23 protein-coding genes are annotated in these 23917 nt (G+C 67.9%); 11 read left to right on the top strand and 12 right to left on the bottom strand.

The features are described from left to right. Nucleotides 1-24: 24 nt before the first annotated feature. The 3 genes from ACSLUQ_RS17165 (at nt 25) to ACSLUQ_RS17155 (ending at nt 3855) form a co-directional block, all read left to right on the top strand. Nucleotides 25-1245: an acyl-CoA dehydrogenase gene (locus ACSLUQ_RS17165; RefSeq protein ID WP_417771292.1), complete on the top strand. Its 1221-nt coding sequence runs from the start codon at nt 25-27 to the stop codon at nt 1243-1245. 104 nt (nt 1246-1349) lie between these two features. After that, nucleotides 1350-2546 (top strand): NAD(P)/FAD-dependent oxidoreductase, encoded by a 1197-nt coding sequence (locus tag ACSLUQ_RS17160; RefSeq protein WP_461809216.1) that lies wholly within the window; start codon nt 1350-1352, stop codon nt 2544-2546. Between the two features lie 118 nt (nt 2547-2664). After that, complete coding sequence (locus ACSLUQ_RS17155) at nt 2665-3855, top strand: pyridoxal-phosphate-dependent aminotransferase family protein (protein WP_461809215.1); 1191 nt, start codon at nt 2665-2667, stop codon at nt 3853-3855. A gap of 102 nt (nt 3856-3957) precedes the next feature. Here the strand turns inward: ACSLUQ_RS17155 and pyrF are convergent, their stop codons facing one another. Next, nucleotides 3958-4722, bottom strand: coding sequence for an orotidine-5'-phosphate decarboxylase (gene pyrF / locus ACSLUQ_RS17150; RefSeq protein ID WP_417771295.1), 765 nt, complete (start codon nt 4720-4722; stop codon nt 3958-3960). Between the two features lie 216 nt (nt 4723-4938). Here pyrF and hisB point away from each other — a divergent pair, with 216 nt between their 5' ends. The 7 genes from hisB (at nt 4939) to coaA (ending at nt 9975) form a co-directional block, all read left to right on the top strand. Further along, the gene (hisB, locus tag ACSLUQ_RS17145; protein ID WP_461809214.1) at nt 4939-5532 is read left to right on the top strand and encodes an imidazoleglycerol-phosphate dehydratase HisB; all 594 of its coding nucleotides are present in this window, start codon (nt 4939-4941) and stop codon (nt 5530-5532) included. Between the two features lie 111 nt (nt 5533-5643). After that, nucleotides 5644-6165, top strand: coding sequence for a DUF2628 domain-containing protein (locus ACSLUQ_RS17140; protein ID WP_417771297.1), 522 nt, complete (start codon nt 5644-5646; stop codon nt 6163-6165). 49 nt (nt 6166-6214) lie between these two features. Continuing rightward, nucleotides 6215-6868 carry an imidazole glycerol phosphate synthase subunit HisH gene (hisH, locus tag ACSLUQ_RS17135; protein WP_461809213.1) on the top strand — a complete coding sequence of 218 codons (654 nt, stop codon included), beginning with the start codon at nt 6215-6217 and terminating at the stop codon, nt 6866-6868. A gap of 35 nt (nt 6869-6903) precedes the next feature. Further along, on the top strand, nt 6904-7635 hold the full coding sequence (gene hisA / locus ACSLUQ_RS17130) for a 1-(5-phosphoribosyl)-5-[(5-phosphoribosylamino)methylideneamino]imidazole-4-carboxamide isomerase (protein WP_417771299.1): 732 nt from the start codon (nt 6904-6906) through the stop codon (nt 7633-7635). Nucleotides 7636-7755: 120 nt separating this feature from the next. Then, entirely contained in the window at nt 7756-8532 is a 777-nt protein-coding gene (gene hisF, locus ACSLUQ_RS17125; protein WP_417771300.1) for an imidazole glycerol phosphate synthase subunit HisF, read from the top strand. Nucleotides 8533-8560: 28 nt separating this feature from the next. Next, on the top strand, nt 8561-8890 hold the full coding sequence (locus tag ACSLUQ_RS17120) for a phosphoribosyl-ATP diphosphatase (protein ID WP_417771301.1): 330 nt from the start codon (nt 8561-8563) through the stop codon (nt 8888-8890). A gap of 119 nt (nt 8891-9009) precedes the next feature. Further along, nucleotides 9010-9975 carry a type I pantothenate kinase gene (gene coaA, locus ACSLUQ_RS17115; RefSeq protein WP_417771302.1) on the top strand — a complete coding sequence of 322 codons (966 nt, stop codon included), beginning with the start codon at nt 9010-9012 and terminating at the stop codon, nt 9973-9975. Between the two features lie 53 nt (nt 9976-10028). Here coaA and ACSLUQ_RS17110 read toward each other — a convergent pair whose 3' ends face one another. From ACSLUQ_RS17110 to ACSLUQ_RS17065, 10 genes are all read right to left on the bottom strand, one after another. Then, entirely contained in the window at nt 10029-11336 is a 1308-nt protein-coding gene (locus ACSLUQ_RS17110; RefSeq protein WP_461809212.1) for a bifunctional folylpolyglutamate synthase/dihydrofolate synthase, read from the bottom strand. Between the two features lie 190 nt (nt 11337-11526). Then, nucleotides 11527-12471, bottom strand: coding sequence for an acetyl-CoA carboxylase, carboxyltransferase subunit beta (accD, locus tag ACSLUQ_RS17105; RefSeq protein ID WP_417771304.1), 945 nt, complete (start codon nt 12469-12471; stop codon nt 11527-11529). 67 nt (nt 12472-12538) lie between these two features. Next, the gene (gene trpA, locus ACSLUQ_RS17100; RefSeq protein WP_417771305.1) at nt 12539-13384 is read right to left on the bottom strand and encodes a tryptophan synthase subunit alpha; all 846 of its coding nucleotides are present in this window, start codon (nt 13382-13384) and stop codon (nt 12539-12541) included. A gap of 206 nt (nt 13385-13590) precedes the next feature. Further along, nucleotides 13591-14754, bottom strand: a complete 1164-nt coding sequence (locus ACSLUQ_RS17095; protein ID WP_461809211.1) for an iron-containing alcohol dehydrogenase — start codon at nt 14752-14754, stop codon at nt 13591-13593. An 88-nt stretch (nt 14755-14842) separates the two neighbouring features. Further along, nucleotides 14843-16231, bottom strand: coding sequence for an aldehyde dehydrogenase family protein (locus ACSLUQ_RS17090; RefSeq protein ID WP_417771307.1), 1389 nt, complete (start codon nt 16229-16231; stop codon nt 14843-14845). A gap of 89 nt (nt 16232-16320) precedes the next feature. Continuing rightward, complete coding sequence (locus ACSLUQ_RS17085; protein ID WP_461809210.1) at nt 16321-17688, bottom strand: glutamine synthetase family protein; 1368 nt, start codon at nt 17686-17688, stop codon at nt 16321-16323. 103 nt (nt 17689-17791) lie between these two features. Beyond that, a complete protein-coding gene (locus tag ACSLUQ_RS17080) occupies nt 17792-18841 on the bottom strand; it encodes a TRAP transporter substrate-binding protein (RefSeq protein ID WP_417771309.1) in 1050 nt (349 codons plus the stop codon). Nucleotides 18842-19028: 187 nt separating this feature from the next. Beyond that, the gene (locus tag ACSLUQ_RS17075) at nt 19029-20369 is read right to left on the bottom strand and encodes a TRAP transporter large permease (RefSeq protein ID WP_417771310.1); all 1341 of its coding nucleotides are present in this window, start codon (nt 20367-20369) and stop codon (nt 19029-19031) included. Further along, the gene (locus ACSLUQ_RS17070; RefSeq protein WP_417771311.1) at nt 20369-20965 is read right to left on the bottom strand and encodes a TRAP transporter small permease subunit; all 597 of its coding nucleotides are present in this window, start codon (nt 20963-20965) and stop codon (nt 20369-20371) included. Before ACSLUQ_RS17070 ends, ACSLUQ_RS17075 begins: the two co-directional genes overlap by 1 nt. Continuing rightward, nucleotides 20958-21764 carry an N-formylglutamate amidohydrolase gene (locus tag ACSLUQ_RS17065; protein ID WP_461809209.1) on the bottom strand — a complete coding sequence of 269 codons (807 nt, stop codon included), beginning with the start codon at nt 21762-21764 and terminating at the stop codon, nt 20958-20960. Before ACSLUQ_RS17065 ends, ACSLUQ_RS17070 begins: the two co-directional genes overlap by 8 nt. 176 nt (nt 21765-21940) lie before the next feature. On the opposite strand from ACSLUQ_RS17065, the gene ACSLUQ_RS17060 reads away from it, so the two are divergent. Then, nucleotides 21941-22852 carry a MurR/RpiR family transcriptional regulator gene (locus ACSLUQ_RS17060; RefSeq protein WP_461809208.1) on the top strand — a complete coding sequence of 304 codons (912 nt, stop codon included), beginning with the start codon at nt 21941-21943 and terminating at the stop codon, nt 22850-22852. 4 nt (nt 22853-22856) lie between these two features. Here ACSLUQ_RS17060 and pcaQ read toward each other — a convergent pair whose 3' ends face one another. Next, entirely contained in the window at nt 22857-23783 is a 927-nt protein-coding gene (pcaQ, locus tag ACSLUQ_RS17055) for a pca operon transcription factor PcaQ (protein WP_417771314.1), read from the bottom strand. Nucleotides 23784-23917 lie beyond the last annotated feature (134 nt).

Here is a 23917-nt window from a genome sequence, read left to right as displayed (position 1 = left end):
GTCCGGCCACCTGGAGGAATGAACATGACCGCCACATCCGCCCACACCAAGTCCGATCCGACCGGTGGCGGCCGCTTTGCCTGGGACGATCCGTTCCTGCTGCGCGACCAGCTCACCGAGGACGAGATCCTGATCATGGAAACGGCGCGCGCCTATGCGCAGGAAAAACTCCAGCCGCGCGTGCTCGAGGCCTATGCCCACGAGAAGACCGACCGCGAGATCTTCAACGAGATGGGCGAACTCGGCCTGATCGGCGTGACGCTGCCGGAGGAGTACGGCTGTGCCGGCGCCTCCTACGTGGCCTACGGTCTCGTCGCCCGAGAGATCGAGCGGGTCGATAGCGGCTACCGCTCGATGAACTCGGTGCAGTCCTCGCTGGTGATGTACCCGATCTACGCCTATGGCACCGAGGAGCAGCGCAAGAAGTACCTGCCCAAGCTCGCGAGCGGCGAATGGGTCGGCTGTTTCGGCCTGACCGAGCCGGACGCCGGGTCCGATCCCGCCGGCATGCGCACCCGCGCCGAGAAGATCGACGGCGGCTACCGCCTCAAGGGCTCCAAGATGTGGATCTCCAACTCGCCGATCGCCGACGTTTTCGTCGTCTGGGCGAAGTCGGAGGCCCATGACGGCGCGATCCGCGGCTTCGTTCTGGAAAAAGGCATGAAGGGCCTCTCCGCCCCGAAGATCGGCGGCAAGCTCAGCTTGCGCGCCTCGATCACCGGCGAGATCGTCATGGACAATGTGGAAGTCGGCGAAGACGCGCTGCTGCCCGACGTCTCCGGCCTGAAGGGGCCGTTCGGCTGTCTCAACCGCGCCCGCTACGGCATCTCCTGGGGTGCGCTGGGCGCCGCCGAGGACTGCTGGCACCGCGCCCGCCAGTACGGCCTCGACCGCAAGCAGTTCGGCAAGCCGCTGGCCCAGACGCAGCTCTTCCAGAAGAAGCTCGCCGACATGCAGACCGAGATCTCGCTCGGCCTGCAGGGGTCCCTGCGCGTCGGCCGGCTGCTCGACGAGAACCGCGCGGCGCCGGAGATGATCTCCATCGTCAAGCGCAACAATTGCGGCAAGGCGCTGGACATCGCCCGCCAGGCCCGCGACATGCACGGCGGCAACGGCATTCAGGAAGAATACCACGTGATGCGCCACGCGCAGAACCTGGAGACCGTGAACACCTACGAGGGCACGCATGACGTCCATGCGCTGATCCTCGGCCGCGCCCAGACCGGCCTGCAGGCGTTCTTCTGATATCGACATGAAAAGCGGCCGGCGCGGCTCTCGCGCCGGCCTTGGGGTCGGGGATTGCCCGGCCCCGACGTACGGGAGACACGAACGGCGGAGCAGGGGACGCGATGAGCGGGACGGGCAAGAGCGTGCGGCATGTCGACATCGCCATCGTCGGCGGCGCGGTGACGGGATCGTCCATCGCCTGCCACCTGGCAATGGATCCCCGCTGGACCGGCTCCCATCTCGTCATCGAGAAGGATCCCTCCTACCAGTTCTGCGCCTCGGCGCTGTCGGCCGCCTCGATCCGCCAGCAATTCTCCACCGCCATCAACATCGAGATCTCGCTCTACGGGATCGCTTTCCTGCGTGACATCGGCGCGCGCCTCGCCGTTGGCGACGAGCGACCTGCGATCGACCTGCACGAGGGCGGCTATCTCTTCCTCGCCACGCCGGAAAAGCGGGCGATCCTGGAGGCGAACCACGCGCTGCAGACGAAACTCGGCGCCGACATCCTGTTTCTCGAGCCGGAGGCGCTTGCCGCGCGCTTCCCCTGGCTCAGCACCGATGGCATTGCCGCCGGCTGCTGGGGGCGGAGCGGAGAAGGCTGGTTCGACGGCTACGGGCTGATGCAGGCGTTTCGCAAGCGCGCCCGCGCGCATGGCGTTCCCTATCTCGCGGCCGAGGTGCTGCGCGCAGAGCGCGACGGCGCCGGCTTCCGCCTGACCCTGTCCGACGGCAGCGCCGTCACCTGCGAACGGCTGGTCAACGCGGCCGGCGCCAGCGGCGCCCGGCGGATCTGCCGGGACCTGGGCGTCGAGCTGCCCATCGAGAGCCGCAAGCGGATGATCTTCACCTTCGACTGCCGCGAGCCGGTCGCCGACTGCCCGCTGATGATCGACCCGAACGGCACCTATGTGCGCCCGGAGGGCACGGGCTTCCTGTGCGGCTCCGCGCCGGAGGAGGCGGCCGACCCGGAGACCGGCGACTTCGACGTCGAGCACGGCTTCTTCGACGACCATCTGTGGCCGACGCTCGCCGCCCGCGTGCCCGCCTTCGAGGCGATCAAGCCTGGCCGGGCATGGGCCGGGCACTACGACATGAACCTGTTCGACCACAATGCCTTTGTCGGACCGGTCGCCGCCGTGCCCGGGCTCCATGTCGCGGCCGGCTTCTCCGGTCACGGGCTGCAGCAGGCGCCCGCGGTGGGCCGCGGGCTTGCCGAACTGCTGGTTCACGGACGCTACACGACGCTCGATCTTTCGCCGCTTGCCTTCGACAGACTTGCGGAAGGGCGCAAGCTGTCTGAAAATAACGTGGTCTGACATTCCTTTCAGGGCGACCGCGACGCCGCCGCCCATCCCCCCACATGGACCGGCCCGCATGGGCCTGGCCCGGAGCCGGCAGGCCCGCCGCCGCGCTCCTTTCCCGCAGAGGTGCACCATGCTCGCCAAAGGCCGCGAGATCCTGATGATTCCGGGTCCCACCAATGTTCCCGATGAGGTGCTGCGCGCCATGCACCGGCCGGCGATCGACATTCGCCAGGGGCCGCTGGTCGAACTCACCGACCGCTGCCTCGCCGACCTGAAGGCGATCTTCCGCACCGAGACGGCCAAGACCTTCATCTACGCGGCGAACGGGCACGGCACCTGGGAGGCGGCGCTTTCCAACACCCTGTCGCCCGGCGACAAGGTGTTGGTGCTGGACTGCGGCCGCTTCGCCCGCGGCTGGGGGGAGATCGCCAGCGCGCTCGGCGTCGACGTCGAGGTGCTGCCGGGAAGCTGGCGCAGCGCGGTCGATCCGGATGCCCTGCGGGCGCGGCTGGCGGCCGACACGCGCGGCACGATCAAGGCGGTGATGACGGTGCAGGTGGACACCGCCTCGGGCGTGCTCAACGACATACCGGCGCTGCGCCGGGCCATCGACACGGCCGGCCATCCGGCGCTCTTCATGGTCGACACCATCGCCTCGCTCGGCACCGCCCCCTTCGAGATGGACGCCTGGGGCGTCGACCTTGCCATCAGTGCCGCCCAGAAGGGACTGATGACCCCGCCCGGCCTCGGCTTCATCGCCGCCGGCCCGCGTGCCTTCGAGGCCCATGCGAGCGCCAAGCTGCGCACCGCCTATTGGGACTGGACCCGGCGGCTCGGCGACGAGCACTACATGAAATACTGCGGCACGCCGCCGGAGCACCTGCTCTTTGGCTTCCGCCAGGCGCTCGACCTGCTGCTCGACGAGGGGCTGGAAGCCGCCTTCCGCCGCCATGCGGCGCTCTCCGGCGCGGTCAAGGCAGCCATCGCCGTGTGGGCCGAGGGCGGGGCGATCGAGTTCAACATCCTGGAGCCGGCGGAGCGCTCGGCCTCCGTCTCCGTGTTCCTGACACCGGGCTTCGATCCGGCCGGACTGCGGCGCTTCTGCGAGGAGGTCTGCGGCGTCACCATCGGCGGCACCATCGGCGAGATCGCCGGCCAGGGCATCCGCATCGGCCACATGGGCCATGTCAACGCACCGATGATCCTGGGCACGCTGGGCGCCATCGAGATGGGCCTGCAGGCGCTTGCGATTCCGCACGGATCGGGTGGCGTGCAGGCAGCCGTCACCCATCTGGCCGATGCGGTGGCACGCGCGCGCTGACAAAGCGCCGATGCGGGTGGGCGGCCAAACCCCGACGCGAACACGAAAAGGCCCGGCGGATGGCAGTCCGCCGGGCCTTTTCGCGTCAGATACGGGAAGCCGTCAGAGAGCCGCCTCGATATCGGCGACAATGCCGTCCGCCGCGGCACGACGGTCGGTGGCGCCAAGGATCGGACGGGCGACGACCAGATAGTCGGCGCCGGCGCGGATCGCATCGCCCGGCGTCATGATGCGCTTCTGGTCGCCGGCGGCCGCGCCCGACGGGCGAATGCCCGGGGTGACGGCGACGAGCCCGGGGCCAAGCACATCGCGCAGGGCGCCGACTTCCTGCGGCGAGCAGACGATGCCGCCCATGCCGGCGGCCCGAGCCGCCGCGGCGCGCGCCACCACCAGATCTTCGACCGAACCGGCATAGCCGGCGTCATGCAGATCGTCCTCGTCCATCGAGGTGAGCACGGTGACGCCGAGCAGGCAAACCTTGCCACCGCCGGCCGCAAGCCCCTCGACGGCAGCGCGCATCGCCTTGGGATAGGCGTGGATGGTGACGAAGCGCATGCCCATTCGGGCAATGTTCTCCACCGCCTTCATCACCGTGTTGTCGATGTCGAGAAGCTTGACGTCGAGAAAGATGCCGTGCCCCTCGCGGGCAAGCTCCTCGGCAAGCGCGAGACCGCCGGCGAACTGGAGCTGCATGCCGATCTTGTAGGTGCCGACCGACCCGGCCGTCTCGCGCACGATCTCGCGTGCCTCCTCCACCGTCGGCACGTCGAGGCCAAGGATCAGGCGGTCTCGGGCGCTGGCGGGGCGGAAGGCGGACATAGGGGAAGGCTCGGGATCGGCGGCAACGGCGAGAGTGTCGGACGGCATTTTTCGGGTCTCCGGATGGTCGGTGCGCCGCGCCCGGGCCGCCTCTGGCCGGGGGCCGGCGGGCGCGGTTCCCTCCGTCTTAGCCAAGCCGGCCCGAATTGACCAGAGCAGCGCGATCCGCGCGGGTATTTCATTGCGGCGGTGCACCTGTTACAAGCCACCTATCATCTTGGCGGGGCCGCGCACATTCGCGGCCGACAGAGGATCCTTTCGCCCATGCGCACAGCGTCGATCTCGCGCAAGACCAAGGAAACCGACATCGCCGTGACCGTCGCGCTCGACGGCACCGGCACGTTCCAGATCGAGACCGGCGTCGGCTTTCTCGACCATATGCTCGAGCAGCTTTCCCGCCATTCACTGATCGACATGACGGTCGCCGCCAAAGGCGATATCCATATCGACTTCCACCACACGGCGGAGGACGTGGGCATCGCGCTCGGGCAGGCATTGCGCCAGGCTCTCGGCGACATGACCGGCATCACCCGCTATGCCGACTGTCACCTCGCCATGGACGAGGCGCTGACGCGCTGCGCGCTTGACGTGTCGGGCCGCCCCTTCCTCGTCTGGGACGTGACCTTCCCGCGCGACAAGATCGGCGATTTCGACACGGAGCTCTTCGAGGAGTTCTTCCGCGCCTTCGCCATGAACGCCGGCATCACACTGCATATCGCCAATCTCCACGGCTCCAACTGCCACCACATCGCCGAGACCTGCTTCAAGGCGGTCGCGCGGGCGTTGCGGCAGGCAATCGAGCCGGACCCGCGTCAGGCTGGCCGGGTGCCTTCCACCAAGGGCCAGCTCGGCGGCTGAGCGACGCCCCGGCCGCGCGCGCAAGCCGCCCGGCCGCATCGTTTTCCGCACGGTCCGTGCGGGCCCGGCACGGGCCCGCAACCAGGCCGGCGCAGACAGGGAGAGGCTGGAATGGCGATCCACATGGTGATGCTGCCGCCCGACATGAAAGGCAGCCCGGCGACCGCCTCCAAGGCCGAGCTGGAGCGGATCGTCTTCATCAAGGACGGGTTCTGCTGGCCGGCGCTGTTCCTCCCCTTGCCGTGGCTGCTCGTCCGGCGGCTGTGGCTCGTCCTCATCGTCTGTCTGCTCTTCGTCGTCGCCACGGAAGTCGCCTCCAGGCTGATCGGCGGCCCGGCACCCGGCGTGGTGACGCTGCTGGCAACGACGCTCTTCGCCTTCGAGGCGAACGGCTTGCGCCGCTGGACGTTGGAGCAGCGCGGCTGGCGCTTTGCCGCCGTCGTCGAGGCGGGCAACCGGGACGATGCCGAACGGCGCTTCTTCACTGCCGCGCTCGCCCCCGCCGCCGGCCCGCCGGCCGCATCCCCTCCCGGCAATCCGGCCGGCGATGCGGATTTCCACCGCCACGGCCCGACGCCGCAGCTGGGTGGCGGGCATGTCGTCGGCCTGAGCCTCGCCCGCCCGCGCCCCTGAACTTCCCTTCACTTTTTCCCGAATGCACCTCCCCGAACGGACACATCCCATGCTGATCGCCATCATCGACTATGGATCCGGCAACCTGCGCTCCGCCGAGAAATCCTTCGAGCGGGCGGCGCACGGGCACGCCCGGAGCCCGAAGGTGCGGGTGACCGCCGATCCGGACGTGGTGGCGCGGGCCGACCGCATCGTGCTGCCCGGCGTCGGCGCCTTCGCCGACTGCCGGCGCGGCCTGCGCGCGGTCGACGGCATGGAGGAGGCGCTGGTCCACGCGGTGGAGGCGAAGGGCCGCCCCTTTTTCGGCATTTGCGTCGGCATGCAGTTGATGGCGAGCCGCGGCCTTGAGTTCGAGACGGCCGAGGGGTTCGGCTGGATCCCCGGCGACGTCACCGCGATCACCCCCGACGACCCGGCGCTGAAGATCCCGCACATGGGCTGGAACACGATTTCGCTGCGCGACGCGACCCACCCGCTGTTTTCCGGCATCGACACCGGCCCGGACGGCTTGCACGCCTATTTCGTCCACTCCTTCCACCTGAAGGCGGAACGGCAGCAGGACGTGCTCGCCACCGCGGACTACGGCGGAACGATCACCGCCGTCGTTTCGCGCGACACGATGGTGGGCACCCAGTTCCACCCGGAAAAGAGCCAGCGCCTCGGCCTCGCGCTGATCGCCAATTTCATCGACTGGGCGCCCTGAGCCGGCCGCCCGACGCAAGAAGACACGGACATCCCATGCCCATTCTCTACCCCGCCATCGACCTCAAGGGCGGCCAGTGCGTGCGCCTCAAGCTCGGCGACATGGACCAGGCGACGGTTTTCAACGACGATCCCGGCGCGCAGGCGCTGAGCTTCGAGGAACAGGGCTTCAACTGGCTGCACGTGGTCGACCTCGACGGCGCCTTCGCCGGCGAGAGCCGCAATGGCGCGGCCGTCGACGCGATTCTCGCCGCGACCCGCAACCCGGTGCAGCTCGGCGGCGGCATCCGCAGCCTCGCCCATGTGGAGGCCTGGCTTGAGAAGGGCATCGCGCGGGTCATCCTCGGCACGGTGGCAGTGCGCGACCCGGAGCTGGTGCGCCAGGCGTGCGCTGCCTTTGCGGGGCGGATCGCGGTCGGCATCGACGCACGCGGCGGCAAGGTCGCCGTCGAGGGCTGGGCGGAAACCTCTGAGCTCTCGGTGGTGGATCTGGCACGCCGCTTCGAGGACGCCGGCGTCGCAGCGATCATCTATACCGACATCGACCGCGACGGGGTGCTCGCCGGCATCAACTGGAGCTCGACGCTGGAACTGGCCGACGCGACCTCGATCCCGGTGATCGCCTCCGGCGGCCTTGCCTCCATCGACGACGTCCGCCGCCTCGCCTCGCCGGAATGCGCCAGACTTGACGGCGCGATCTCGGGCCGCGCGCTCTACGACGGCCGCCTCGACCCGGCCGAAGCGCTGGCGGTGCTTTCCGGCAGCTGAGATCCCGCAAGCCCCGGTTCCGCGCGGCGCGGGCGGGGTCCTTCCCCCTTTTCCTGGCTTTGCACCGGAGGGCAGGGGCTGTATGCTGCGACCGCGAAATACGCTGGATAACCGCCTAAGATGTTGAAAGCTCGAGTTATTCCCTGCCTGGACGTGAAGGACGGCCGCGTCGTCAAGGGCGTCAACTTCGTCAACCTCGTCGACGCCGGCGACCCCGTGGAGGCCGCCAAGGCCTATGACGCGGCGGGCGCGGACGAGCTTTGCTTCCTCGACATCACCGCAAGTCACGAGGACCGGGCGACGATCTTCGACGTGGTGCGGCGCACCGCCGAGGCCTGTTTCATGCCGCTGACGGTGGGCGGCGGCGTGCGCACGGTCGAGGACATCCGCAAGCTCTTGATCTCCGGCGCCGACAAGGTGTCGATCAACACCGCGGCGGTGAAGAACCCGGAGTTCATCCGCGAGGCGGCGGAGAAGTTCGGCGCGCAGTGCATTGTCGTCTCCATCGACGCCAAGCAGGTCAACGCGCCCGGCGAGCCGGAGCGCTTCGAGATCTTCACCCACGGCGGACGCACGGCGACCGGCATCGACGCGGTGGAGTTCGCCAGGAAAGCCGTGGACCTCGGCGCCGGCGAGCTGCTCGTGACTTCGATGGACCGGGACGGTACGCGCACCGGCTTCAACCTCGCGCTGACACGCGCCATCGCCGACGCGGTGAGCGTTCCCGTGATTGCCTCCGGCGGCGTCGGCACGCTCGATCATCTGGTCGAGGGCGTGCGCGACGGCCATGCCACGGCGGTTCTCGCCGCCTCGATCTTCCATTTCGGCACGCATACGATCCGCGAGGCCAAGACCCACATGGCCAAGGCCGGTATCGCCATGCGGCTGGACCCGTGACGTACGGCCAAGCGAAGGCGCCAAACCCATGACGGAAACGACCTTCACTCTCGGCGAACTCGATGCCATCGTGCGCAAGCGGGCGCAAAGCGACGACCCGTCGTCCTACACAGCCCGGCTGATGACGAAGGGCGTTTCCAAGATCGCCCAGAAGGTCGGCGAGGAAGCGGTGGAAGCCGCCATCGCCGCCGTCGAGGGCGACCGCGACGGGCTGCGGGGCGAGGCCGCCGATCTGCTCTATCATCTTCTCGTGCTGCTCCACGCCCGCGACCTGCCGCTCGACGAGGTCATGGCGGAACTGGCACGCAGGACCGGCCAGACGGGACTTGAGGAAAAGGCGTCACGCCGCGAAGCGTGACGGCATCGGCTCCGGTCGCGAGGTGCGGCCCGGGCGCGAAAGGATCGAGGCCAGCCGCGCGACCGGGAAACACCGCGTCGAGGGGAGGGCCGCAGCGTGGGTGGCAACAGACCGTCGCCATGGAACAGAGCCTCGACAAATACCGGGAGGATGAACTTTCTCCCTACCGGGTCTTCACAGAGGCGGAGTGGGCGCGCCTGCGCGCCGACACGCCGATGACGCTCACCGCGGCCGAGGTGAGCCGGCTGCAAAGCCTCAACGACCCGGTTTCCATCGGCCAGGTGGAATCGATCCTGCTGCCGCTCTCGCGGCTGCTCGCCTATTATGTGGAAGCTGCCCAGCAGCTGCACCGGGCGACCACCGGCTTCCTGGGCAGCAACGAGATGAAGAACCCCTTCATCATCGGCATCGCCGGTTCCGTTGCCGTCGGCAAGTCGACGACGGCGCGCCTGCTGCAGGCGCTGCTCGCCCGCTGGCCGGCAAGCCCGAAGGTCGACCTGGTGACGACCGACGGCTTTCTCCACCCCAACGCGGTGCTGGAGGCGGAAGGCCTGATGCGGCGCAAGGGCTTCCCGGAGAGCTATGACCGGCCGACGCTGCTCAAGTTCCTCTCCGACCTGAAGGCCGGGCGCCGGCATGTGCGCGCGCCGGTCTATTCCCACTTCTACTATGACGTGATGCCGGGCCAGTTCGTCACCGTCGACCGGCCGGACATCCTCATCCTCGAGGGTCTGAACGTGCTCCAGACCTCGAACCTGCCGCGCGACGGCAAGGAAGTGCCCTTCGTCTCCGATTTCTTCGACTTCTCGATCTATATCGACGCCGAGGAGGACGTGCTGCACGACTGGTACGTGTCGCGCTTCATGCGGCTGCGCGAGACCGCTTTCCGCGACCCCGGGTCCTATTTCAACAAGTACGCGCTGACCCGCGACGAGGACGCCCTGGAAATCGCGGAGGACCTGTGGCGGGAAATCAACCTGCTGAACCTGCAGGACAACATCCTGCCGACACGCCCGCGCGCCGACCTGATCCTGCACAAGGCCAGAAACCACACCATCGACGAGGTTCGCCTGCGCAAGCTGTGAGCCCCCCCCGGCGGGCAGGCGGCTCGCCCCTCCCGACGGACCTGGAACCGGCGTCAGACCGGCTTCAGGCCGTTGAGCGCGAGCACCTCGCCGGCGAGATAGAGCGAGCCGCAGACGAGGACGCGCGGCGCGGTTCCAGGGGCAAGCCCCTCGCCGACGGCAGCGAGCGCGGCAGCGAGCGAAGGGCTTTGCGTCGCCGAAAGACCGGCGGCCCGCGCGGCGACGACGAGTTCGGCCGGATCGCGTCCGCTTTGCGTCGACGTCAGCGGCACGCAGGCGACGTGCGAGGCCAGCCCCTCGAAGGGACGGAAGAACCCGACAGGATCCTTGGTCTTCAGCATGCCGGTGACAAGGCGCAACGGACGCGGATCCGCCTCCTCGCGCTCGGCCATGACCGCGGAGATGGCAACGCCCGCGCCGGGATTGTGGCCACCGTCGAGCCAGAGCTCGGTGCCCGGCGGGCAGAGATCGAACAGGGGGCCGTGGCTGAGCGGCTGCATGCGCCCCGGCCAGTCGACCGCGCGCAGCCCGCGCTCGATGGCGGTCACGGCGGGCAGCAGGCCGGCCAGACGCAGGCTGGCGACCGCCATGCCGGCGTTGACGAACTGGTGACGGCCGTAAAGGCGCGGGGCGGGAAGGTCGAGAAGCCCGGCCTCGTCCTGATAGACGAGCCGGCCCGCCTCTTCCCAGGCCATGAAATCCTCACCGAAGACGGAAAGCGGCGCGCCAAGCTCGCGGGCGCGCGCGCGCATGACCTCAAGGGCCTCCTCGCCCTGCGGCGCGATGACCGCGGGCCGGCCGCGCTTGAGAATGCCGGCCTTCTCGCCGGCGATCTCGGCCAGGGTCTCGCCCAGGTAGCGCTCGTGATCCATGGAGACCGGCGTAATCGTCGCGGCAAGCGGCGCGTCGATGACATTGGTGGCGTCGAGCCGCCCGCCAAGCCCCACTTCGAGCAGCAGAACGTCGGCGGGTTCCTCGGCGAACAGCAGGAAGGCGGCGGCGGTCGTCACCTCAAAGAAGGTGATCTCGTTGCCGGCGTTGGCCTGCTCGCAGATATCGAGGGCGGCGATGAGACGGGCATCGTCGACGATGCGTCCGGCAAGGCGGATGCGCTCGTTGAAGCTGACGAGATGGGGCGAGGTGTAGACATGAACCCGGCTGCCCGACGCCTCGAGAATGGCGCGCATGAAGGCCGTGGTCGAGCCCTTGCCGTTGGTGCCGGCGATCTGGATCACCGGCGGCAGGCGGTCCTGAGGACGCCCCAGCGCCTCGAGAAGCCGTTCCATGCGCCCGAGCGACAGGTCGATCTCGCGCGGATGCAGCGCCAGAAGCCTGTCGAGAATTGCGGTGACCTGATCCATGTCGCTGCCCGTTGCGGCTATGGTCCGGCGCGCCGGAAGCCGCTGCCTCCGCACACCGCGAGACGCGCGCTCGCCCAGTCTGGTTAGGATATCGCCGCCGCCGCCCGCAAGCCCGTTTCAGGCGCGGTGTCGGACGGGCGACAGGCCTCGCCGGTTTTCCGGCATGACCGATCCTGCCCGGACGCTCTCCTCAGGTCGCGCCCTGATCGGTCGCGGCCGCTTCGCCCTGCACCGGCGCGGCGTCTTCCGCCGGCGCCTCGAGCTCGGCCATCTCCGGCACGGATACCTCGGTCTTGGTCAGGATGCGGCAGATGCGGGCGATGGTCTCCGGCAGGTGGTGACGGTGCACCACCATGTCGACCATGCCGTGATCGAGCAGATACTCGGAGCGCTGGAAGCCTTCCGGCAGCTTCTCGCGGATGGTCTGCTCAATGACGCGCGGACCGGCGAAGCCGATCAGCGCGCCCGGCTCCGCCAGATGCACGTCGCCGAGCATCGCATAGGAAGCGGTGACGCCGCCGGTCGTCGGATTGGTGAAGACGACGATGAAGGGCAGCCCGGCCTCGCGCATCATCTGCACACCGATGGTGGTGCGCGGCATCTGCATCAGCGACAGGATGCCCTCCTGCATGCGCGCGCCGCCCGAAGCGGCGAAGAGCACGAACGGCGTGCCGCGCTCGACGGCCGTCTCCAGCCCGGTAAGCACCGCCTCGCCGGCCGCCATGCCGAGCGATCCGCCCATGAAGGCGAAATCCTGCACCGCCGCCGTCATCGGCATTCCGCGCAGGGTGCCGGTCGCCACCGTCACCGCGTCGTCCGTACCGGTCTTGGTGCGGGCATCGCGGATGCGGTCGGTATAGCGCTTTCCATCACGGAACTTGAGCGGGTCGGCCACCACCTCGGGCGTCTTGACCTTCTCGTAGGCGCCGTCGTCGAAAAACAGCTCCAGCCGCTTCGCACCCGAGACGCGCATGTGGTGGCCGGAGTTCGGCACCACGAACTGGTTGGCCTCGAGATCGCGATGGAAGACCATCTCGCCGGTCTCCGGACACTTGATCCAGAGGTTCTCCGGCACCTCCCGCTTCTGCAGGAAGCCGCGGATCTTCGGGCGAACGACGTTGTTGATCCAGTTCAAGGCAGTTACCGTCCGTTGTGTTGGTTCGGCGCGCGGCGAGCGCTCTCGGCCCCCGCGCGAAAATTCGTCAGTTGACCCCTTCGGCCGCCCGGGAACGGGCGACCCCGCCGGCAAGTTCGCGCACCAGCGCGGAGACCGCCTCCACCGTCGCGCCGGTGGCGCGTCCCTCGGCATCGAGGCTGTTGCGCACCGCCTCGACCAGCACCGAGCCGACAACGACGCCATCCGCATCGCGGCCGATAACCTCGGCATCCTCGGCGGTCTTGACGCCGAAGCCGACGCCAACCGGCAGATCCGTGTGGCGCTTGATGCGACGCACCGCCTCGGCGACATTGGCGCGGCTCGAGATGGTCGCGCCGGTGATGCCGGTCACAGAGACGTAATAAACGAAACCGGAGGTGTTGGCGAGCACGGCAGGAAGGCGGCGGTCGTCGGTCGTCGGCGTCGTCAGGCGGATGAAGTTCAGCCCCGCGGCCAGCGCGGGAAGGCAGAGCTCGTCGTCGGCCTCGGGCGGAATGTCGACGACGATCAGCCCGTCGACGCCAGCCTCCTTCGCCTCGGCGACGAAGGCCTCCGGGTCGCGCACATAGATCGGATTGTAGTAGCCCATCAGCACGATCGGCGTGTCGTCGTCATGCTTGCGGAAGGCGCGCACCATGTCGAGCGTGCGGGCCATGGTCTGGCCACCGGCCAGCGCGCGCTGGGTGGCAAGCTGGATCGGAATGCCCTCGGCCATCGGGTCGGAGAAAGGCATCCCCAGCTCGATCACATCCGCGCCGGCGCCGGGAAGCGCGTCGAGAATGGCCTGCGAGGTCGCAAGGTCCGGGTCGCCGGCGGTCACGAAGGTCACCAGCGCCGGCCGGTTCTCGGCCCGGCATGCCGCAAAGCGGCGGTCGATCCGCGTCTCAGTCATCTGCCCGTCCTGTGCCCGTCGTCTCTTTGCCCCGGAACCCGGCGTCGGCGTCCGGAAATCGCAAAGGGGCATGTAGGGGGGGAAGCCCGCCGCTGTCAATCGACGGCGCGACGACGCGCGCGCCAAGTGCGGCAAAAAGCGCGCGGGCCGATCCCGCCCGCGCGCCGTCTCGTTGCCTCCTTCCGGCGCACCGGAAGGGGCGGGGATCAGAGCTTTCCGGCAAGCGCCGCGTCGAAGATGGCGCGGGCGCCGTCAACGGTAAGCTCGACCGGATTGCCGCCGGCGGTCGGATCGACCACGGCCATGTCGGCGATCTTCGCCGCCTGGGCGCCGTCGATCTTCAACCCGGCCAGCGTCTGCGGCACATCGAGATCGGCACGCAGCGCCAGGATCTCCTTCATGAAGCCGTCGAAACCGCCGGACATGCCGAGATAGCCGGCCAGACGCACGATCTTCTCCTCGATGGCGTCGCGGTTGAAGGCGAGCACATAGGGCATGAAGACGGCGTTGGTCATGCCGTGGTGGGTGTCGTAGAGCGCGCCGACCGGATGGGAGAGCGCATGGATGGCGCCGAGCCCCTTCTGGAAGGCGACCGCGCCCATGGCGGCGGCAGACATCATGTGACCGCGGGCGAGAAGATCGTCCGGCGTGTCGGCGACGCGGCGCAGGTTCTCGAAGACGAGGCGAATGCCCTCCACCGCGATGCCGTCGCCCATCGGATGGTAGAAGGTCGAGGAATAGGCCTCAAGGCAATGCGCGAGCGCGTCCATGCCGGTGCCGACGGTGAAATAGCGCGGCATGCCCACGGTCAGCGCCGGATCGCAAATGACGATGCCGGGCAGCATCTTGGGATGGAAGATGACCTTCTTGGTGTGGGTCTCCTCGTTGGTGATGACGCCGGCGCGGCCGACCTCGGAGCCGGTGCCGGCGGTGGTCGGCACGGCGAGGATCGGGGCGATGCCGTCCGGATCGGCGCGCGTCCACCAGTCGCCGATGTCCTCGAAGTCCCACATCGGCCGCGTCTGGCCGGACATGAAGGCAATGACCTTGCCCGCATCCAGTCCCGAGCCGCCGCCGAAGGCAATGACGCCATCGTGGCCGCCGGCGCGGTAGGCGGCAACGCCGGCCTCGACATTGGCGCCGGTCGGGTTCGGCTTGACCTCGCTGAAGAGGCCGGGCTCGAGGCCCGCGGCCTTCAGGATTTCGAGCGCCTCGCCGACCATCGGCAGGCGCGCAAGGCCCGGATCGGTGACGAGGAGCGGGCGTGACATGCCCAGGCGCTTTGCCGCGGAGCCAAGCTCCTGGATGCGCCCGGCGCCGAAACGCACGGAAGTCGGATAGGACCAGTTGACGGAAGGCGTGGAGCTCATGAGCGTTCGACCTTGAGAGCGAGGGAGAAACGAGCCGTCCCCGGAGCGGAGAACGCGCCGGGAACGGGGAACCGGTTGGGGACGCGCCTCAGAGCGAGGTGCGCAGGTGGTAGGACTTCGGCCGGGTGAGCGACATGTAGCCGAACTCGGACAGGGCCGCGCCCCGGCCGGTCTCCTTGACGCCGGTCCACACCAGGGCCGGGTCGAGATAGTCGCAGCGGTTCATGAAGACGGTGCCCGTCTCGATGCGGTCGCCGACCGAAATCGCCGCCGCCTCGTCCGCGGTCCAGATCGAGGCGGTGAGCCCGTAGGGGCTGTCGTTCATCAGCGAGACCGCCTCTTCGTCGTCGCGCACCTTCATGACACCGACCACCGGGCCGAAGCTCTCCTCGCGCATCACCGACATCTGGTGATCGACGTCGACGAGAACCTGCGGCATCAGATAGGGCGTGCCCTCCTCATTGGCCGGGAAGAGCTTCGGGTCGACGAGCGCCCGCGCGCCCTTGCGCAGGGCCTCGGCGGTCTGCTCGCGCACATGGGCGGCGAAGCGCGCCTGGGCCATCGGCCCGAGCGTCGTCGCCTCCTCGAGCGGATTGCCGAGCTTGTAGCTGGAGGCGAAATTCACCAGCCCCTCGACCACCGTGTCGAAGTGGCTCTCGTGCACATAGATGCGCTCAATGCCGCAGCAGCACTGGCCGGAGTTGAAGAACGCCCCGTCGGCGATGCCGTCGATCGCCGCCGCCACATCCGCGTCGGCGCGGATATAGGCGGGATCCTTGCCGCCGAGCTCGAGACCGAGCGAGGCGAAGGTGCCGGCCGCCGCCTTCTCGATGGCGCGCCCGCCGGCAACGGAGCCGGTGAAGTTGATGTGATCGATGCGTCCCGAGCCGAGCAGAGCCTCGGTCTGGCCGTGATTGAGCACGATGTTGCGGAAGACGCCCTTCGGCAGGCCGGCGGCGCGGAAGGCCTTGTCCAGCCGCTCACCGACAAGCAGGGTCTGGGCGGCGTGCTTGAGGATCACCGTGTTGCCGGCGATCAGCGCCGGGACGATGGTGTTGATCGCCGTCATGAAGGGATAGTTCCAGGGCGCGATGACCATGACGACGCCGAGCGGCTCGGGTCTGACATAGCGGGTGAAGCCCGGGCGGTCGGTGTGACGGCGGGGCTTCAGCGCCTCTTCGGCGATCTTCACCATGTAATCGGTGCGCTCGCGCGTGCCGCCCTGTTCGCCGCCGTAGCGGATCGGCCGGCCCATCTGCCAGGCGAGCTCCGGGACGATCTCGTCGTTCATCGCCTCGAGCGCCGCAACCGCGGCAAGCACCGCATCGCAGCGCTCGGACAGCGGCGTCGCCGCCCAGGAAACCTGCGCGGCGCGCGCCTCGGCCACCGCCTGGTCGATCTCCGCTCCCGTGGCCACGGGACGCTCGGCATAGACCGAGCCGTCAACCGGGGAAATCAGCTTGATCGTGTCGGACATTCAGCACCCAATCGTCATCCGGCCGCGCCATGCGGCCGCAACAGAAACGCCGCGCCAACCGCGCGGCAGGCAAACGGCGGCCGCGGACCCTATGCCCGCTCGAAGCCGCGCGCGATCTCATAGTCGGTGACCACGCGGTCGAACTCTTCCTGCTCCCACTCGGCGGCGCGCACATAGTGGTCGATCACCGCGTCGCCAAAGGCCTCGCGCAGCATCTTCGACTTGCGCAGGGTCTCGGACGCCGCCCTCAGCGAGCGGGGAACGTCCTTCAGCCGGCGCGCCTGATAGATGTCGCCGGTCACCGGATCGTCGAGCTCGAGCTTCTCCTCCATGCCGCGGATGCCGGCCGCAAGCTGCGCGGCAAGCGCCAGATAGGGGTTGAGATCCGAGCCGCCGATGCGGCATTCGACGCGCACCGCCTTCGAGCCCTCGCCACAGAGCCGGAAGCCGGCGGTGCGGTTGTCGATCGACCAGGCTGTCTTGGTCGGCGCGAAGGTTCCCTTCTGGAAACGCTTGTAGCTGTTGATATAGGGCGCCAGGAAGCAGGTGTAGTCCGGCGCATAGCGGATGAGGCCGGCCATATAGTGGCGCATCGTCTGCGACATGCCGTGCGGAGCGTCCTTGTCGAAGAAGACCGGCGCGCCCGACTTCGTCCACAGCGACTGGTGCACATGGGCGGAGGAGCCGACCTTCGCATGGTGCCACTTGGGCATGTAGGTGACCGCATGGCCGTGCTGCCAGGCGATCTCCTTGGTCGCATGCTTGGCGATGGCATGGTGGTCGGCGCAGGCCAGCGCCTCCGCGTAGCGGATGTTGAGTTCCTCCTGTCCTGCCTCGGCCTCGCCTTTCGAGTTCTCGACCGGAACGCCGGCGGCGACCAGATGGTTGCGCACCGGCCGCATCACGGCCTCCTCGCGGCTGGTCAGCAGGATCGAGTAGTCCTCATTGTAGGCCGACAGCGGCTCGAGGTCGCGGAACCCGGACTTGCGGATCTCCTCGAAGCTCTTCTCGAACAGGAAGAACTCGAGCTCGGTGGCCATCATCGCCGTGAGGCCCATGGCCTCGAGCCGCGCGACCTGCGTCTTCAGCATGGCGCGCGGCGAATGGGGAACCGCCTGATGGGTGTGATGGTCGAGCACGTCGCACAGCACCATCACCGTGCCCTCCAGCCAGGGCAGGGGGCGCAGGGTGGAAAGGTCCGGCTTCATCACATAGTCGCCGTAGCCGCCGGCCCAGCTCGTCGCCGCATAGCCCTCGACCGTATACATCTCCAGGTCGGTCGCCAGCAGGTAGTTGCAGCAATGCGTCTCCTCGAAGGAGTGCTCGATGAAGTTGCGCGCGTGAAAGCGCTTGCCCATCAGCCGGCCCTGCATGTCGACGATGCAGGCCAGCACGGTGTCGATCGAGCCGTCGTCGACGGCCTTGATGAGCGCTTCGAAGGTCAGATTGCCAGCCATGGATCATCGTTCTCGGTTTGGCAGAAAGCTGCGGTATCACGGCCGGGCACGCCGGCGGGAAAGGCCGGGGACGGCGATGTCGCCGCCCCCGGACGCGTCACGCTCAGGTGTAGCGGTAGGGCCGCCCAGCCTTCTGCATGTCGGAGTTGTACTTCTTGAAGATCTCCACGACCTTCGCCTTGATCTCGGACTCCGCCGCGATCTCGTCCCAGAACTTGACCGCGGCTTCCTCCACCGTCGCCCATTCGGCGTCCGGGATCGAGGTCAGCTCCATCTTGGTTCCGTCCACGCGCAGGCTCGCCTCGCCGCCCCAGTACCACCACTGGCGATAATAGTGAGAGGCGTCCATGGCGAGCTGAAGCATGACCTTGAGATGCTCGGGCAGCTCGTTCCAGCGATCCATGTTGGCAAAGAAGGAGCCCGCCCAGGCACCGGAGATGTTGTTGGTGAGGAAGTAGTTGGTCACATCGGCCCAGCCGACGGTGTAGTCCTCGGTGATACCCGACCAGGCAACACCGTCAAGCTCGCCGGTCTGCACCGCCACCTCGATGTCCTCCCAGGGAAGCGTCACCGGAACGACGCCGAACTGGCTCAGGAAGCGGCCCGCGGTCGGGAAGGTGAACACGCGCTTGCCCTGCAGGTCCGCGAGGCTGCGGATCGGGTTCTTGGTGGCGAAGTGACAGGGATCCCACGAGCCGGCGGAGATGTGCTTGACCCCGACCTTGGCGTATTCCTCCTCCCAGATCTCCTTCAGGCCGTACTGGTTGAACAGCACCGGCACATCCAGCGAATAGCGGCTGGCAAAGGGGAAATAGCCACCGAAGACGGTCACTTCCGTAGGCGAGGCCATGGAGTCGTCATCCGACTGCACCGCGTCGATGGTGCCGCGCTGCATGGCGCGGAAGAGCTCGGCCGTCGGCACGAGCTGATCGGAGAAATAGAGCTCGATCTCCATCTGCCCGTTGGCGGCCTTGTTGAAGGCGTCGATATGCGGCTTGATCACATGCTCGGCCAGAGCCGGGCCGGCGTAGGTCTGCAACCGCCACTTGATCGGCGCCTGGCCCAGGACGGCCGGCGCGGCAAGCGTGGTGGCGCCTGCGGCGGCGACGGAGCCGAGGCCGGCCTTCTTGAGAAAATCGCGTCTGTTGGTCATCGGTATCATTCCCCTCTGGTTGGTCGATCTTTCGGCACCCGGGTTTCCCGGGAGCCCAAACGTCATTTCGACACCGCGTGCTTTCAGCCCGTTCTCGTTGTTTTCCGCGGGGACCTCTCATCCCGCCCGGTTTCCCCGGGTCTTGGCCTTCGGCCCCGCATTTCCTCTCCCCCGGTTCCGCGTCTCCTCAACGGCCGTAGACATAATCAGGCAGCCACAGAGCGATCTGCGGGAAGACCATCAGGATCACCAGCGCGAGCACCATCACAATGACGAAGGGCGTGATCGATCCGTAAATGTCGCGCATGGAAATCTCCGGCGGAGCCATGGCGCGCATCAGGAACAGATTGTAGCCGAACGGCGGCGTCATGTAGGCGATCTGGGTGGTGACCGTGTAGAGCACGCCGTACCAGATCAGCACCTCGTCGCGCGGCAGGCCGAGATCCAGCGTGCCGACCAGCGGCACGTAGAGCGGCGCCACGATCACCAGCATGGCGGTGTCGTCGAGAAAGGTGCCCATCACCAGGAAGGACAGCTGCATCAGGATGAGGATCATCCAGGGATTGAGGCCGAGCCGCTCGGTGAAGAGGTCCGAGATGGCGTTGACCGCACCGAGACCGTCGAAGACCGCGCCGAAGCCCAGCGCTGCCAGGATGATCCACATGAACATGCAGGAGATCGCCAACGTCTGCCGCACGCAGGTGATGAACACCTTCCGGTTCATCCGGCGGCGCAGGACAGCGGCGAGAAAGGCGGTGATCGCACCGATCGCCGAGCTTTCGACAAGGCTCGTCCAGCCATTGACGAAGGGCACCATCATGGCGGCGAAAATCACCAGCGGCAAAATGCCGGCGCCGAGCAGCCGCAGCTTCTCGGCCCGAGAGACGTTGCGCTCCTCGGCGCTGAGCGCGGGTCCGAGCGAGGGCTTGATGCGGCAGCGCACGTAGATATAGACGACGAACATCGCCGCCATCATCAGCCCCGGCACGATGCCGGCCAACCAGAGCTGGCCGACCGGCGCGCGCGCGATCATGGCGTAGAGCACGAGCACCACGGAAGGCGGCACCAGAATGCCGAGCGACGAGCCGGCCTGGATCACGCCGGTGACCATGCGCTTGTCGTAGCCGCGCTTGAGCAGCTCGGGCAGGGCGATGGTGGCGCCAATGGCCATGCCGGCGACAGACAGGCCGTTCATCGCCGAGATCAGCACCATCAGGCCGATGGTGCCGATGGCCAGCCCGCCGGACATCGACCCCATCCACACGTGGAACATGCGATAGAGATCGTCGGCAATCTTCGATTCCGACAGGACGTAGCCCATGAAGATGAACATCGGCAGCGTCAGCAGCGGATACCACTTCATCAGCTTCATGGCCGAGGAAAAGGGAATGTCCGCGCCGCCCGTGCCCCATAGCGCCAGGGCCGCGACCGCGGCCACGCCGCCGATCGCGGCAAAGACCCGCTGTCCCGTCAGAAGCATCAGCATCATCGAGGAGAACATCAGCAGGGCGATCATTTCATAGGACATCAGATCTCCTCTCCGCGGATGCGGGCAATGTCCTTGATCAGTTCCGAGATCGCCTGGAGCAGCATCAGAAAGAAGCCGAGCACCATCACGCCCTTGATCGGCCACAGATACGGCCGCCAGGCGGTGGGGCTGCGCTCGACATAGCCGATCACCTCGCCGGCCGCGTCGGGACCGCCGGTAACGAAGGCAACGACGAGATCCTTGAAAAAGACGAAAGGCTCGGTGCCAAAATGACCGAGCGAATAGGCCATTGAGTTGAGGCCGCCATAGAGCAGGACACCCAGGTAGAAGATCAGCACGAAGACCGTGAAGGCGTCGAACCAGGCCTTCTTCTTGACCGACCAGTTTGCATAGAAGAGATCCATGCGCACGTTCGAGCCGAGCTGGATCGAATAGGGTCCGCCGAGAATGTAATAGGCGACCATGGCGAACTGGGCGATCTCCAGCGTCCACTGGGACGGCAGGAAGAAGGTCTTGGAGATCGACGACCAGAGCAGGATCGCCATCATCACGAAGATGCCGAACATGACAATGCAGCCGAGGACGCGGTTGAAGCTGTCGACACCGCGCACGTAGGCCCGCGCCAGACTACCCATTGCGCGCCCCTCTTTCGACAAGAGCCGCCTCGCCGGCGCGTAGCGCCCGCGCGAGCCTTTCTCCCCACAGCCGTTCTCCGGCCGGATCGGCCACCTCATCGTTGCGGATCTCGACCATGGCGCAGGCGAGCCCGCGCCTCTCGCCGTGGCGGTGAAGCGTGTAATAGACCCCGTCGCGCGGCGCATAGGGCTCATTGTCACCGATGTCGGAGATCGACTGCGCCGCCAGGTCGGCGCGCATCGCATCGGCAAGCCGGCGGTCATGGTTGGACAGGATGCCCACCGGCCAGGGACGGGAGACGCCCTTGTAGACCGGCGTGAACGTGTGGATCGAGACGACGATGCTCTCGATGCCAGCGCCGGCGCGCGCCTCGAGAAGCGCCTCGACGCGGGCGTGGAAGGGCGCGTGGGACAGCGCGATGCGGCGGGCACGGGCCGCCGCGTTCAGGTCCTGATTGCCCGGCACCCGCGTCGTCTCGCTCACCGCCGGCACGAGATCCGGCGCGGAAATGTCGCGGTTGCAATCGATGACGAGGCGGGAAACATCGGGAAACACCAGCGGCGCATCGAGCGCGGCGGAAAGATGGCGCGAGACCCCCAGTGCGCCCGGATCCCAGGCGATATGGGCGCGCCGCGCCTCGGCATCGAGGCCGAGGTCGCCGAATTCCGCCGGAATCCGGTTTGACGCGTGGTCGCACAGGATAACGACGCGGCCCCGGCCGCCGGCGTTCTCCGTGACGATGGGGGCATCCCCGAGGGGCTCCCCGTTCGGCATGCCTGATGCCGGCTGCGGCGTCATGCGCCTCTCCCCCGCTCCGGGCGCCGGCTGGAAACGGCCCCGTGGCTGCACTGCGAACCGGCAACGCTTGTTATATTTGTTACAGAATTGCGTTGCCTGTGCCCTTCTGTATGATTTGATACACCATGGTTCCGATTGTCAATCGGGTTTCAAAAACGGCACTGCCGAGGCGGCACATGACGCAATCGCTGGCGGAAGAGATCCGCGAAAGGCTCGGGGAATGCACGGCGACGGAGCGGCGTGCGGCGCTGGCGCTGCTTGGCAACTATCCCGTTCTGGGGCTGGGAACGGTCGCGCAATTCGCGGCCGCCGCCGGCGTCAGTTCGCCAACGATCCTGCGCTTCGCCACGCGGATGGGCTTTGCCACCTATGCCGCCCTGCAAACCCGGCTGCGCACCGAGCTTGAGGATCAGTTGCGCTCGCCTCTGGCCAAGGCGCAGGCCGGCGGCGGCGTCGGCAAGCCGGCGGCGGGACAAGGCATCGGCGCGCTGGCCGACGCCGCCCGCACCAACATCGCCGAGACCTTCCGCCAGCTCCCCGAGGCCGAACTTGCCGCCGTGGTCGCGCTGCTGGCCGACGAGCGCCGCACGGTCCACCTGCTCGGCGGGCGCTTCACCGACGCGCTCGCCCGCTACATGGCCGCGCATCTGCGCATCGTGCGCTCCGGCGTGGTGCATCTGCCCGGGCAGGAAGGCAACTGGCGCGACTTGCTGCTCGACATGGGGCGCCGCGACGTGCTGGTGGTCTTCGACATCCGCCGCTATCAGGCCGACCTCGGGCGGATGGCGGAGAGCGCGTCGGCGCTTGGCGTGACGGTGGTGCTCGTCACCGACAGCTGGCTGTCGCCGATCGCAAGTGTCGCCGCCCATGTGCTGCCGGCGCGCGTCACCGTGCCTTCGCCCTGGGATTCGGCCGCCGCCCTCCTCGTCATCGCGGAAACGCTGGTCGCCGGCGTCACGCAGCACGATCCGGAGCGCAGCGAGCGGCGCATGGCGATGCTGGAGCGGCACCGGGATACGGACCCCGCAGATCCGCGCCCGGGCCCGTCGGCGACGCGCACCGGCGGACCGCAGGACGGCGACGGATGAGCCGCTAGCCGGCCAGGCCGCCACGCCCGCAGACCGCCTTGCGCAAGGCCGCAATGAAGGCGACCAGATCCGGCGTCTGCGTCTCCTCGGCGCGGGTCGAGATGCCGACCGGACCGAGGGTCAGCGCCGTATCGACGGGCAGCGCCACCAGCGCGCCCTCGGCAAGATCAGCCGCAATCACCCCGTGCGAGATGATCCAGACCGCATCACCGGAACGGGTGAAGGCCCGACCGAAGGCGTTCGAGACGGTCTCGATCCGGCGTGGCAGGTGGCCGATGCCATTGGCGACCATCAGCCGCTCCACCAGCGGCCGGATCGCCGCAGAACGGTTCGGAAAAAGCACCGGGAACGCGCCGAGCCGGGCGAGATCGGGATCGGCGATGAGCGGATGCCCCGGACGCACGGCGAATGCAACCTGCTCGGCGTAGAGCTGGCGGAAGCTGAGGCCCTGCATCGCGTCGGGGCGGCCGAGCCGGCCGATCACCACGGTGAGCGCGCCGGAGCGCAATTGATCGAGCAGGTGGCCGTTCGGGCCGGTGACGATCTCGAGCGTCGCGCCGTGGCCCTGCTCCAGATAGAGGCGCGCGGTCTCGGGAATGACGCTGGCGGCCACGCTCGGCAGGGCGCCGACGCTCAGCACCCGGTCGCTGCCCCTGCGCGCCTGCTCGATGCCGTCGAGCCCCTCGCGCAGGGCGGAGACCGACAGGCTCGCGTAGTGATGGAAGACCTCGCCGGCCTGGGTCAGGGCCACGCCGCCGCGTCCGCGCTCCATCACCGTCACGCCGAGCAGGGTTTCCAGCTCCTTGAGCGTCTTCGAGATCGCCGGCTGCGTCACACTGAGCGCATCCGCCGCCTCCGAGAGGCTGCGCCGGCGCGCGATCTCGAGAAAGGCCTCGAGATGTCGCAACTTCAACCCCATGCCGACCCGCATGCGCTGCCTCCGCAGATTGAGCAATTTGGTTATGCAAATACGCCGATTTCTTATTTTACATTACCAAACCCCATCGCCATGCTGAACACTGAAGATCCTGCGGGGAGGCGGAGGAGAGTGTGAGAGCGGTCATT

The sequence above is a fragment of the Stappia sp. ICDLI1TA098 genome, from assembly GCF_054880955.1.
The sequence above is the reverse complement of the archived record's forward strand: the minus strand, read 5'-3'. Positions and strand labels throughout refer to the sequence as shown.